Source organism: Pseudomonas sp. WS 5412 (assembly GCF_012985615.1).
Lineage (GTDB): Bacteria > Pseudomonadota > Gammaproteobacteria > Pseudomonadales > Pseudomonadaceae > Aquipseudomonas > Aquipseudomonas shahriarae.
The window spans coordinates 48,793-61,673 of the sequence record NZ_JAARMB010000015.1 but is presented as its reverse complement, the minus strand read 5'-3'; the positions used below and the strand labels follow the sequence as shown (position 1 = coordinate 61,673).

At 62.8% G+C, this 12,881-nt stretch carries 11 protein-coding genes; 4 read left to right on the top strand and 7 right to left on the bottom strand.

All coding sequences use genetic code 11. The annotated features are described in order from the left end of the window. Positions 1-95 precede the first annotated feature (95 nt). Entirely contained in the window at positions 96-1,517 is a 1,422-nt protein-coding gene (locus HBR94_RS19200; RefSeq protein WP_170045387.1) for a transglycosylase SLT domain-containing protein, read from the bottom strand. A gap of 235 nt (positions 1,518-1,752) precedes the next feature. Between HBR94_RS19200 and HBR94_RS19195 the strand changes: the two genes are divergently transcribed. The 3 genes from HBR94_RS19195 (at position 1,753) to HBR94_RS19185 (ending at position 4,644) form a co-directional block, all read left to right on the top strand. Continuing rightward, a complete protein-coding gene (locus HBR94_RS19195) occupies positions 1,753-2,559 on the top strand; it encodes a TatD family hydrolase (protein WP_120732373.1) in 807 nt (268 codons plus the stop codon). A gap of 96 nt (positions 2,560-2,655) precedes the next feature. Further along, positions 2,656-4,137: a methyl-accepting chemotaxis protein gene (locus HBR94_RS19190; RefSeq protein ID WP_169960734.1), complete on the top strand. Its 1,482-nt coding sequence runs from the start codon at positions 2,656-2,658 to the stop codon at positions 4,135-4,137. A gap of 144 nt (positions 4,138-4,281) precedes the next feature. Then, positions 4,282-4,644, top strand: coding sequence for an Mpo1-like protein (locus HBR94_RS19185; protein WP_104911974.1), 363 nt, complete (start codon positions 4,282-4,284; stop codon positions 4,642-4,644). A gap of 7 nt (positions 4,645-4,651) precedes the next feature. Here HBR94_RS19185 and HBR94_RS19180 read toward each other — a convergent pair whose 3' ends face one another. From HBR94_RS19180 to HBR94_RS19170, 3 genes are all read right to left on the bottom strand, one after another. Next, positions 4,652-5,449 carry a thioesterase family protein gene (locus tag HBR94_RS19180; protein ID WP_170045386.1) on the bottom strand — a complete coding sequence of 266 codons (798 nt, stop codon included), beginning with the start codon at positions 5,447-5,449 and terminating at the stop codon, positions 4,652-4,654. A 101-nt stretch (positions 5,450-5,550) separates the two neighbouring features. Beyond that, positions 5,551-6,312 carry a CHAD domain-containing protein gene (locus HBR94_RS19175; protein ID WP_057958917.1) on the bottom strand — a complete coding sequence of 254 codons (762 nt, stop codon included), beginning with the start codon at positions 6,310-6,312 and terminating at the stop codon, positions 5,551-5,553. 95 nt (positions 6,313-6,407) lie between these two features. Then, positions 6,408-6,686, bottom strand: a complete 279-nt coding sequence (locus HBR94_RS19170) for a hypothetical protein (RefSeq protein ID WP_029300795.1) — start codon at positions 6,684-6,686, stop codon at positions 6,408-6,410. 216 nt (positions 6,687-6,902) lie between these two features. Between HBR94_RS19170 and HBR94_RS19165 the strand changes: the two genes are divergently transcribed. Next, the gene (locus HBR94_RS19165; RefSeq protein WP_057439200.1) at positions 6,903-7,940 is read left to right on the top strand and encodes a patatin-like phospholipase family protein; all 1,038 of its coding nucleotides are present in this window, start codon (positions 6,903-6,905) and stop codon (positions 7,938-7,940) included. A gap of 849 nt (positions 7,941-8,789) precedes the next feature. Here HBR94_RS19165 and HBR94_RS19160 read toward each other — a convergent pair. The 3 genes from HBR94_RS19160 to kdpC form a co-directional block, all read right to left on the bottom strand. Further along, positions 8,790-9,488 carry a response regulator gene (locus HBR94_RS19160; protein WP_057439201.1) on the bottom strand — a complete coding sequence of 233 codons (699 nt, stop codon included), beginning with the start codon at positions 9,486-9,488 and terminating at the stop codon, positions 8,790-8,792. Positions 9,489-9,537: 49 nt separating this feature from the next. Further along, positions 9,538-12,189, bottom strand: a complete 2,652-nt coding sequence (locus HBR94_RS19155) for a sensor histidine kinase KdpD (protein WP_057439202.1) — start codon at positions 12,187-12,189, stop codon at positions 9,538-9,540. Between the two features lie 126 nt (positions 12,190-12,315). Beyond that, entirely contained in the window at positions 12,316-12,861 is a 546-nt protein-coding gene (gene kdpC / locus HBR94_RS19150) for a potassium-transporting ATPase subunit KdpC (RefSeq protein ID WP_057439203.1), read from the bottom strand. Between the last annotated feature and the right edge of the window lie 20 nt (positions 12,862-12,881).

Genomic DNA, 12,881 nt, shown 5'->3' with positions numbered 1-12,881 from the left:
CCTTTTCGATGAAGGGGGTTGGTTGGCCGCTATATTAATCAGTTTAGATAATGATAAAAGCCGAAAAAAGCGCTAATCAATATCTAATAATTAGATTATTTGCGTGAGACGATCTTGGACGTCACCGGCTCCAGGGAGTCCCGTTCCCGATCAAAGGCCAAGTAGTACTTGTTCACGCTATTAACATAGCTGACGCCGCCCATTCCGACCTGCTCCATGGCGATGCGCTCGACCTGGAAGAACCACTGATTAGGGTTCAAACCCCGGCGGCGCGCCTCGGCACGCATGCCCTGCACCCGCTCCGGCCCCATGTTGTAGGCCGCCAGGACGAACGCCATACGCTCGCGCTCGTTCAGCTTGGGGCTGGCGAAGAACTTGCGGCGAATCAATGCCAGGTAACGCGCCCCTGCCTGCACATTGCTGTCCAGGGTCTGGATATTGTTGACCCCCACCCGCTGGGCCGCCGAAGGGGTGATCTGCATCAAGCCCGTCGGCCCGCTGCCGCTTTTCGCGGCGGGGTTGAGGGACGATTCCTTGAAGGCCAGGGCCGCCAGGTTCAGCCAGTCCATGCCTTGTTCCCGGGCGTGTTTCTGCAGGACCGGGCGCAGTTTCTCCAGGCGCTGGCGATCAGCCCGCGCCAAGGGGTAGCGCACCTGATAGAGACGACGATAGATGCGCTGGAAGGCCACGTCCTGATCCGACGGAGTCTTGTAGGTTTTCAGGAAGCGGTCGATGCTCGCCCGCAGCATCGAGGCATCCTGGCGCACGAACCAGTACTCCTCGCCCGGCTCGCTGATCGCCACTTGCTTGTCGAAACGCAGCTTGGGCAGGATCTTTGACCAGCGCTCGGCAATCGGCCGCTCGACAATGGTCAGGTGGAAGATCCCCGCCTGGACCATCTCCAGCACATCTTCCACCGCCAGGCTGGGGTCTACCCATTCCACCTTGACCGGCGGCAGCTTGCGCAGTGCCAGCTTCTGATTGATCTGGTTGACCGCCTCCCCCGCTGCGCTGCCCGTGGTCAGGGCCAGGGTGCGCCCAGACAACTGCTCCAGCCGGGTAAACCGCCGCTCGCCCTTGAGGCCCACCAGCCACAGCGGCACGTCGCAGGCAATCGGATCACTGCTGCTGATCTTGTGCGCCCCCGTCGTATCCAGCAGTTCGCCGGGCGCCACCAGGTCACCTTCGCCACGGGCCAACGCCCCCAGCAACTGATCCTTGGCTTTGGGAATGATCTTGAGGTTGATTTCCTGGCCGTCGCGGGCGCGGCCGTTGAGGTAGTGTTCGAAGGCGCGCAGGCGGTGGTACTCAACACCAATCGACTGGCCCTGGACTTCACCGGAGCTGTTGCGGCTCTGGTTGACCAGCACCCGCAAGGTGCGGCTGCTGCGGATTTCTGCCAGGTCACGGACTTTGCCCGACTTGGTCACTTCCAGCGGCCCGTCCAGGCGCGCAACCGCCGCCGTGGGCAGCAGCAGCGTCAGGCACACCATAAGCAATGCCGAGGGTCGGATCATCCGCTCTCCGGAAAGAACAAGGCCCCATGCACCGCGAAAAACGCCGCATTGGGGGACAGAAACAGAGCGCCAGAGGCGCAGACTTTGGGCGCAAGGGTGGCACAGCAGCAGGCCTTCGGCCAACCACGGTGTGACTTGCGACGTTCAAAGACAGCGATAACTCGTTGTAGTTCTTGGCTTTTCTTATAAATCTACAGCTCTGATAGACTTTCCGGCCGCAGGCGGAGATAGCACCATGCAACTCATTGATATTGGCGTCAACCTGACCAACTCCAGTTTCGACGACAAACACCAGGCCGTGCTCGACCGCGCCTATGCTGCCGGCGTGGGCCAATTGGTCGTCACCGGCACCAGCGTGCAAGGCAGCGAACAGGCCCTGGAGCTGTGCCAGCGTTGGGACGAAAGCGCCCGACGGCTGTTCTCCACCGCCGGTATCCACCCCCATAGCGCCAGCGATTGGAACGCCGACAGCGCCCGGCAACTGCGCGACCTGCTCAGCCAGGAGCGGGTACGTGCCGTGGGTGAATGCGGGCTGGACTTCAACCGTGACTTCTCGCCCCGCCCCCAGCAGGAAAAGGTCCTCGAAGCCCACCTGGCACTGGCCGTCGAATTGCAACTGCCAGTGTTTCTCCATGAACGGGACGCCAACCAGCGCCTGCTGGAGATCCTGCGCGATTACCGCGATCAACTGCCCGCCGCCGTGGTGCACTGCTTCACCGGCGAACAACGCGCGCTGTTCAGTTATCTCGATCTGGACCTGCATATCGGCATCACCGGCTGGATCTGTGACGAACGGCGTGGCACGCACCTGCACCCACTGGTCAGGGAAATCCCCCGGGGCCGCTTGATGCTGGAAAGCGATGCGCCCTACCTGCTGCCACGCACCCTGCGCCCCAAACCGAAGAACGGGCGCAATGAGCCGGCCTATCTGCCGGAAGTCTTGCGCGAAGTGGCCCTGCACCGAGAAGAAAGCCTGGAAGACCTGGCCCAGCACAGCACCGCCTGCGCCCGTGCGTTTTTCGGCCTGCCTGTGCCGGATTGACGCGGTGCATTGACCCATATCAACACCCCTTTTCCGGATAGCGGCACAATACTGGCACCTTGCCAATACTGTTTCCGCTATCAGAGAAAACCTTCCATGGGTGCCTGGCTTAGCAATATCTCGCTGAAGTACAAATTCTGGGCCGTGAATGCGGTCGCCTTCATCACCACGCTGCTGCTGGTGCTGTATGCCGTGCAGCTTGAACAACAGGCCCGCAGCCATGCCGCCCAAGCCTCGGCACAAGCCCAGGGCCGCTTGCTCAGCGCCTGGCCGGCCGGGCAGCCGCTGCCCCAGGGCGAGCACTGGCTGGCGTTTGCCCGGGGCCAGGCGCCCCAGTTGGCGGACCAGGACCTCTCAGCCCTGAGCGAAGCCAACGGTTGGGTCGAGTTCAATCATATGCCGCTGTTCGGCGAAAACCCGTTGCTGGGCGCCGAAGTCATCTCCCGCGCCGGTGGCCAACAAGTCGCCGTGCTGGCCTATGCGCCGAGCCTGAGCCAGGTGTTTACCGAGCGCTTTACCAACTACGCGGTGGCGGTGCTGATCCTGATGCTCGCCATGCTCTGTGCCTCGCAACTGTTGATCCGCTTTTTGCTCGCCCAACTCAACACCTTGAAAGACGTGATGCTGCACGTAGAGAAAACCGGCGACCTCTCGGCCCGCGTGCCCCTGGCATGCAAGGACGAGGTCGGGCAGATGGCCAGTGCGTTCAACGCCATGCAGGCCGGCTACCAGCGGGTGGTCAGTACGGTAGCGCGCACCGCCAAACTGTTGGATGACGGCGCCGCACGCCTGGCCAGCAGCATGAATGAGGTGCAGCACGGCATGCTCGGCCAGCAAAGCGAGACCGACCAGGCGGCCACCGCGATCAATGAAATGACCGCCACCGTGTATCACATCGCCCAACACGCCGGCGCCACTCGCGACTTGTCCCAGACCGCCGACACCTTGGCCGGCAGCGGTCAGGAAGTAGTAACCCGGGTTCAGCGCTCGATTGCCGGATTGTCCACCGGTGTGCAGCAAACCGCAGAAATGATCCAGAAGCTGGCCGAGGACAGCCAGAAAATCAATGGCGTGGTCGGCGTGATCCACAGCATTGCCGAACAGACCAACCTGCTGGCTCTCAACGCCGCCATCGAAGCGGCACGCGCCGGGGAAATGGGGCGCGGCTTTGCGGTGGTGGCCGACGAAGTGCGCAACCTGGCCAAGCGCGTGCAAAGCTCCACCGATGAAATCACCCGCATGGTCTCGGCCTTGCAGGCCGGCACCCGGGATGCGGTGGACTTTATGCAGGAAAGCTCGTTCAAGGCCGACAACTGTGTGCAGCAGGCCCAGGAAGCCGGCGCTTCACTGGCCGAAATCACCAGCGCCGTGGCGCAGATGCGCGAGAGCAACACGCAGATTGCGGTGGCTGCCGAGCAGCAGAGCCATGTGGCCGAGGAGATGAACCGCGCGGTGGTGAGTATTCGCGATGTCACGGAAAACACCGTGCAACAGACCGTGGATTCGGCGACCACCAGCAATGAACTGGCAACCCTGGCCGGCGAGTTGAGCAAGGCCATCGGCCAACTCAAACTGTGACGGTTGCCCACCGATCCGCCAGCGCCTGCCGCTGGCGGATCCATCAAAACGCTATAACCCCCATAGCCAACCCCAATTCGCCGCCCCTGCCCGCCCGACCTAAACTCTGTCCATCGAGTTTCAATGGACAGAGGATTTATCATCATGGGCAAACGTCACCCCAATCTCCCGGCCTGGCAATGGCGCGCCTACCCGCAGAATCATCAGCACCCGACCAACCTGGTGTTGCACCTGATTGCCGTGCCGCTGTTCATCGTCGGGTTTCTGCTGATTGTGTCCGGCGTGTTCAGCCTGAGCCTGGCCAGTTTCGCCATCGGTGTGGTCGGCGTACTCGCCGGCCTGGCGCTGCAACGCCACGGCCATAGCCTGGAAGCCCAGGCCAGCGAGCCGTTCAGTGATCGTAAAGATGCAGTGCAGCGCCTGGTGGTCGAGCAGTTCGTAACCTTTCCGCGTTTTGTCCTCAGCGGTGGCTGGTGGCAGGCCTGGCGTCAGCGCCACCGCCACTGAGGCCGGGTCAGGCGAAGACCACCACGGTCTGGCGGCTGATAGCGATCAACTGGCCGCCAGGCCCCCACAACATCGCGGCAGCATGGCCGTAACCGTCGCGGGCATGCTCGATCTGGACGTGATACTGGCACCAGTCCAGGGTCGTCAACTGTGCCAAGGGCTGGATGAATTCGATGGTCCAGGTCAGGGTGCTGCCGGGTGCCGGCTTCTTCAGGTGCGGTAAAAGCGCCGGCGGCCAGGCATCCACCAGCGCGAGGATATGGGCTTCGGTCAAAGGCTCTTCTTTCACATCCCCCCGCAAGCGCACCCAGCCGCCCATTTCCCGGGATTTATTGCCGGTGAACGGCAAGCCACCGACGCTCCAGCGCATCGCCAAGTGGCGCATGAACTCAGGCGTCACGCCTTTGATATAGGGCAGTTCCTGGCACTCGTCCCAATGTTTGAAAGTCGGCGCGGGCAAGGCCGGCACGTCGATCTCTGAAGGCCGCGATGCGCCGAAGCTGGCCTGGGCCAGGGTCATCACTTCACCGTCCTGCACCACCCGCCCCAGCAACTGGCTGACGGCCTTGCCTTCGCGCAGTACTTCGACTTGATAACGGGCGGATACGTCGGGCGCCACGGGCCCGACAAACGTCACGGCCAACGAACGCAATGGGCGATCAGCCGGCACCTGGGCGCGCAACGCTTCGTATTGCAAGGCGGCAACCAGCCCGCCAAACGTGGCGCGACCCTGGGCCCACTCGGCCGGAATAGACACGTCCAACGGGTTGTTACGGGCAGCGTCGAGCAAATCACTAAAGCGCATGGCGACCTCACATCAAGAAAACCGATGAGCGATCTTAACCAGCGCGCCAGCCCGGTACAGCACTTATTCCGGCCAAATACCCAGACAGATAAGCCGCAGGCTCAGAAACAATCCGCCGCCAACTTGTCGAGTACCCGATCGGCTTTGCCTTCAGCTTCGGCCATGGTCCGATGCCAGACTGCAACGCAAGGTTGCAAGTCTGCCTGGAGCCTGGCTTGCGCCAACCATTGCCAGCAGTCGTGCCAATCTCCCAGGGCGCCTTGGGCGGACTTGAGACGGGACATGGCCTTGGCCGGTACCTGGCCCAATTGCGGGTAGGCCTCGGCCGCGTAGCGCACGCGCTTGATCAACAAACGCAGGCGATGGCGGTCGTGGTCGGGATCGTGCAACGCCACCTCGAGAGCCTGCCATTGTTTGCCCAGGCGTTTTTCGATACGGGCGCGCAGGCGCTTGAGTAGTTTTTGATGCTGGGAGGCGCGGATAAATCGCGGAAAGGCGGCCATGATCTGCAACAGCTGCGCCAATTCCGCGCTCTGGGCCACCTGCCGATAAGTCTGCGGCTGCTGGCGCAGACGCCGGGCCGCCGCTTCGTGATGGCCATGTTGCTGCAGGTAGGCCGCCAGCACTTCGCGGTCGCGCAGCGGCGTGGTCAATTGGCCGACCGCGCTGGCGGCGGCCTCCAATTGCTCGACGCCGGGCAGCCCGCGCAAAGGGCGCAACAGGCTGCGCAGGCGGCGCACGGTGGTGCGCAGGTCGTGCAGCGCCTCGTCATCGGTCACCGCCGCCAGGCGCGCCTGACAACTCAACAATCCGACTTCCAGGCCGATGACCTGGGCGACTAACTGATCCACCAACGCCGACATGCTGTTTCCCCTGTCAAACAACCGCCATACACCCGCACAAAACAGGCGCCTGGGACCACCTTAACCACTCCAACAACGCGTTACGCTGACGCGGATCAACGGCCCGCGCGCGACTCACGAATATAGAAACGGGCTTTTTCCGCTTTGCTGGCACAGCCTTCGAACGCTTCGAATTGCTGCTGGGTCTTGGCGCCAGTCAGCAACGACAGGGCCTTGGAATAGCTGACCGTACCGGCAAAACCTTCGGCCTTGGCCAGGTCCAGCTCGTGCCAGGCGGCATCCAGCTGGCTGCCGCAGCTATCACGATAGGCCGTTTTGCCGGCACAACCGGCCAGAGCCAACACAATCACAGGCAAACACATCCAGGCTTTCATCAATGACACCTCAAGAAAAGAAAACAGTCGTGGGATGTAGACGTTGCCTACATCGAAAAGTGCCTTATCACACAGCCTGAAATGCCCAGTGCTGATAGCCAAAGCATACCCGAGCAAATAGCTCGGCTTACGAAAATTATCGTTCTGCTCCGCTAGGATTGAAGCAGCCCCCTGCTTGGGTGCATTGTGGACAGCTGTTTTACGAAGGATCCAGTCATGAAAAAACGCGTTGCATTGGTCCTGGGCTCAGGCGGAGCAAGGGGTTACGCCCATATCGGGGTGATCGAAGAGATCGAAAAACGCGGCTATGAAATCGCCTGTATCGCCGGCTGCTCCATGGGAGCAGTGGTGGGCGGGATCTATGCTGCGGGTAAACTGCAGGACTACCGGAACTGGATCGAAAGCCTGGACTATCTGGACGTGCTGCGCCTGGTGGATGTGAGCTTTCGCCTGGGGGCGATACGCGGCGAAAAAGTCTTCGGGCAGATCCGCAAGATCGTCGGCGAGATCAATATCGAAGACCTGCGCATTCCCTACACGGCGGTCGCCACCGACCTGACCAACCAGCAGGAAATCTGGTTCCAGGAAGGCTGCCTGCACCAGGCGATGCGCGCCTCGGCAGCGATCCCCAGCCTGTTCACCCCGGTGATGCAAGGCAACCGCATGCTGGTGGATGGCGGCCTGCTCAACCCGCTGCCTATCGTGCCGGTGGTGTCGAGTCATTGCGACCTGATCATTGCGGTCAACCTCAACGCCACCAACCAGAAACACTACACCCTGCCGGTAATCCAGCGCCCGCCGGCGTTCAAGAGCCGCTTCGACAACCTGGTACGTTCACTGGGTTCCCATCTGCCGTTTCGGCGCAAGCAGGCCGAACAATTATTGTTGCTGGAACAGGAAGCGCTGCAGGCGCAGGCCGCCGATATCAACCCCTGGCTCGAAGGCGCCGAGCCGGAAGCCCAGCAACCGGCCGCAGCCCCGGAAACCGCTGGCGCCCCCAAGTCGGCAACCGGTTCGTTCATCATCGACAACGTCGGGCCGGCGTCGCTGCTGGATTTGATCAACCAGAGTTTCGAGGTGATGCAGACGTCGTTGGCCCAGTACAAAATTGCCGGCTACCCGCCGGATGTGCTGATCAATGTGCCCAAGCGCGTGTGCCGGTTCTTCGAGTTCTACAAGGCGCCGGAATTGATCGCGCTGGGGCGGGAGATTGCCAGTGATACGCTGGATCGGTATGAGAGTGAGCAGAGTTGAGATCTTCGCTGGGGCTTGAGGCCCTATCGCGGCATAGGTATCTACACAGCTCTTTTCTCTGGTGCTTGTTGGGTTTGTGTACATATCCGTTGCTGCGGTCATGGCGGCTATTGGTTCCGCCCTTACGGCGGGTCACTTTTGGAAAAGAGCCCGGAGTGCCGGCCCAGCCAAAAGTAACCAAAAGGGCTCTTACCCCACCACTCGGCACCTCGCCTAGGCTCGGTGTGCCCGTCATCCGACATTGATTTGGGGGGCAGCGTGGTTTAACGGGACGCCTAAGATCAAAATCACAAGCAAAGCGAGGCGGCCTGACAGCCGACCTGATCGCCGAAGCGTGCGCGTACCCTTGTGGGAGCTGGCTTGCCTGCGATGACGGTGTCTCAGCCAATACATTTATCGACTGATACACCGTCATCGCAGGCAAGCCAGCTCCCACAGGGGGAATGGAGCTTCGCGCCCCGGCTTTGGCATTGCTGTTGCTCTGCTTTTGATCTGGCTTTTGATCTTGATCTCAGGCGCCCCGTTAAACCACGATGGCCGCAGGCAGGTATTGCGCAGTGGGCACCCCGGCATGGATGCCGGGGTAGCCGCGACACGGCCAGGGATGGCCGATCGCGGCGGGCCCACGGAGCAATGCCTGACTGCGGGCATGCCGAGCCTAGGCGAGGCACCGAGTGGTGGGGCAAGAGTGTTTTGCTTACTTTTGCGCTCTACAAAAGTGAGCCGCCGTAAGGGCGGAACCAATAGCCGCCGTAACCGCAAAAACGGATATGACACAACCCCAAGAACCACGAAAGAGTTGTGTAGATACCTATGCCGCGATGCCGCCGGCCCAGCAACCACAATCCCTCAGCCCTCAGCAGCCCCCAACAACCGATACCCCACCCCCGCCTCGGTCACGATAAAACGCGGCTGGGTCGGGTCATCCGCCAGCTTCTGGCGCAAGTGCCCCACCACAATCCGCAGGTAGTGGCTGTCTTCGGTATGGGTCGGGCCCCAGATATCCTTGAGCAACTGCTGCTGGGTAATCACCCGCCCAGGGTGGCGCGCCAGTTGCGCCAGCACCGCGTATTCCTTGCGGGTCAGGGCCACGTCGACACCCTCCAGCAGCACCCGCCGATAAGCCAGGTCGACCATCAGCGGGCCAAACTGCAGGGCGGCCTGCTGCGCCTCGCCGGTGGGCGCCTGGCGCAACAGCGCGCGCACCCGGGCGAGAAACTCCTGGATGCCAAACGGCTTGGTCACGTAGTCGTTGGCCCCACCGTCCAACGCCTGGACCTTCTGCCCTTCGCCGGCACGTACCGACAACACCAGCACCGGGGCCGTCGACCATTCGCGCAACTCGCGCAGCACCTGTTGGCCGTCCATGTCCGGCAGGCCCAGGTCCAGCACCAGCAGGTCCGGCTTGCTCAAGGCCGCCTGGGCCAGCCCTTCGGCGCCGGTCCCGGCCTCGATTACTTTGTAGCCCTGGGAGGCCAGGCTGATGCGCAAGAACTTGCGGATCTGCGGCTCGTCATCAATGACCAAAATCGTCGCAGTCTGATTCATGGTGTTCCATCACAATCACTGAAAAAAGTTAAGAGTAGCGCACTGCGTCTCACGCTTCACTGTCCGGGCTCGGCTGGGTCTGCAACGGCAGGAACAGGGTGATGCACGTGCCCCGCCCGTCTATGCCCTCGGTCACGCTGATATGCCCGCCGTGGGCGCCGACCATGCCCTGGCAGATTGCCAGGCCGAGCCCGGTGCCCTGCCCGCCCCGGTCGCCCCGTGCGGCGGTGTAGAACATATCGAAAATCTTCGCCCGCTCTTCCTCGGGAATACCCGGACCTTCATCACTGACCGAAAAAAACACCGCCTGTTCGGCGACGCCAGCACGCAGTTGCAAGCGGCCATGGGGCGGTGAAAAACGCGCGGCGTTTTCCAGCACATTGACCAACGCCTGCTCGATCAAGGCAGCATGCACATACAGCAATGGCAACTCCGGCGGAACATCGGTACTCACCTGCAACGGCGCCAGCACGGCACGCAAACGGCCGAGGGAGCTGCCGACGATATCGCCGGGCGACACCCAGTCCCGCGCCAGCTTCAAGGCACCATGGCCGAGGCGGGTCATGTCCAGCAGGTTCTGGATATAGCGGTCCAGGCGCTCGGCTTCATCGCGGGTGCCTTCCAGCAACTCGCGGCGATCTTCCAGGGGAATGGCTTCGCCCAGGGCCAACAGGCTGTCGATGCTGCCGCGCATGGAGGTCAGCGGCGTGCGCAAGTCATGGGACACCGAGGCCAGCAAGGCACTGCGCAGTTGCTCGGTCTCGCCATGCAAACGGGCGGCCTCCAGGTTCTGCGCCAACTGGGCGCGGGCCAGGGCCTGGGCCAATGGCTGGCTCAAGGCCGTGAGCAGGCGCCGACGTTGGCCACTGAGCTCCAGGCCAGCCTTGGGGCTGACGCCGAGCAGGCCCAGCGGACCGTTTTCAGCAGACAACGGCCACCACCACCAACGCCCAAACGGTAAGGTTCCGGTGCCCATGCCCGCCGGCTGGTCGTGCTGCCAGGCCCAGTCGGCGGCGGCGCGCTCGGCCTCGGTAAAGGTGAGCGGCCCGCCGGTCTCGACCGTCCAGTCACCGGGCCCGTCGCGATTGACCAGGCACAACTGCAAATCGCTCCAGCCCTGCAGATGATGGGCCGCCGCGCTGATCACCGCCTGGCGATCAGTGGCAGCGGTGAGTTTGCGCGACAGGTCGAGCAGTTCGCTGGTTTCTTCCTGGGTGTCGCGCAGGGCCTGCAATTGCCGACGCTGGCGGGCGGCGAGGTTGCCGGTCAGTGCCGCCATCAGCAGGAAGAACAGCAAGGTCAGCACATCTTCTTCACGCTGGATAGCGAAGGAGAAATTCGGCGGAATAAACAAAAAGTCATAGGTCAGGAACGACAGCGCAGCGCAGGCCAATGCCGGCCCCAGGCTGCTGCGCACCGCCACCAGCAGCACTGCGGCGAGGAACACCAGAGAGATGTTGGGCAGCGGCAGAATACTCGACACCGCCCACGCCAACGCACTGGCCAGCACCGTTGCCAGCAGCGCCAGGGCGTAATCGAACCACACCAGGCCACGCACATCGGGCAAACGCGGCGCGGCGGGTGTTCCATCGCTGTCGAGGATATTGATTTCCAGGCCCCGGGCATTGCGCAACAAACGCGCCGCCAGGCCGCCACCGAACAGTCGGCGCCGCCAGCGCGGGCGCGACTGCCCCACCAGCACCAGGCTGGCACGGCGCTCGGCAGCATGCTGGATCAGGGTCTTGGCCACCTCGCCGGCACGCAGCAACACCACTTCGCCACCCAGACGCTCGGCCAGTTGCTGGGCATTTTGCAGCCTCAACCGAGACTGTTCGTCACGCACTCGGCCGTTGTCCACATGCACCATGCTCCAGGGCAGATGCCGGCGCTGCGCCACACGGCTGGCGTGACGCACCAGGCGTTCGGCCTCGGCGTCCCCATCCACCCCCACCAGCAAGCGCCCGCGCACGGCGGGCGCGGCCTGGCCCAATTGCCGGTAGCCCTGGGCCAGATCGTCATCGACGTGCGCGGCGGCAGTCTGCATCGCCAACTCGCGCAGGGCCATGAGGTTGGTCTGGGTAAAGAATGCATCGATGGCCGCGCGCGCCTGCTCCGGCACATAGACCTTGCCGTCGCGCAGGCGCTCCAGCAGCTCGCGGGACGGCAGGTCGATCAGCAGTAACTCATCGGCTTCCTGCAAGACCCAGTCCGGCAGGGTTTCGCGTACCTGCACGCCGGTGATGCCACGTACCTGATCGTTGAGGCTTTCCAGATGCTGGACGTTGACCGTGGTGAACACGTTGATGCCGGCGGAGAGCAGCTCCTGGATGTCCTGCCAGCGCTTTTCGTGGCGGCTGCCGGGGGCGTTGCTGTGGGCCAGTTCGTCCACCAGCACCAGCTTGGGCTTGGTGGCGAGCAAGCCGTCGAGGTCCATTTCTTCGAGCATCACCCCACGGTATTCCGAGCGCAGCAGCGGCTGCTGGGGCAAGCCACTGAGCAAGGCCTCGGTCTCGGCGCGGCCATGGGTCTCGACCACCCCGGCCACCACTTTGACGCCCTGGCGCAACTGGGTGTGGGCGGCCTGGAGCATGGCGTAGGTCTTGCCCACGCCCGGTGCGGCACCGAGGAATACCTTGAGCCGGCCACGGCCGTGCTTGGGTAGGTCGGCTAGGAGGGCGTCGGCGCGGCCGGAGTCACTCATGGGGCAGTCTTCTTTCAGTTAGGGATGTTGGGTACATACAGCCGCCATCGCCGGCAAGTCAGTTCCCACATCCGGAATGCATTCCAAGTGTGGGAGCGGGCTTGCCCGCGATGGCGGCGCAACGGTCTACAACTTTTCCAGCGCCATATTCAGCGCCAGTACATTCACCACCGGCGGCCCCACCAGCGGCTGTTCGATATGCTCATCCATCAAGCGCTCCAGGGTCGACACCGGCAACTGACGTGCCGCCGCCACCCGCGCCAGTTGATAGGCAATTGCCTGCGGTGGCAAGTGTGGATCAAGACCGCTGCCGGAGGTAGTCAAGAGTGCCAGGGGCACCGGGCCCTGGCCGGGGCCCTGAATTTTCGCGGCGTCGTCAAACACCCGCGTTGCCAGCGCCGGGTTGCTCGGGCCGAGGTTGCTGGCACTGCTGGACACGGTGGCAAACGCACCCGCCGAAGGCCGCGAGTGGAACCAGCGCTCGCCGGTAAATTCCTGGGCAATCAGGCTGGAACCGCGCACCTTGCCTTCGGCGTCACGCACCAGGCTGCCATTGGCCTGGTCGGGAAAGGCCACCTGGGCGACGCCGGTCACTACCAACGGATAGGCCACGCCCGTGATCAGGGTCATCAATACCAACAGGCTCAAGGCCGGACGGATCATGCTGGACATTTCATCTTCCTCAATTGATT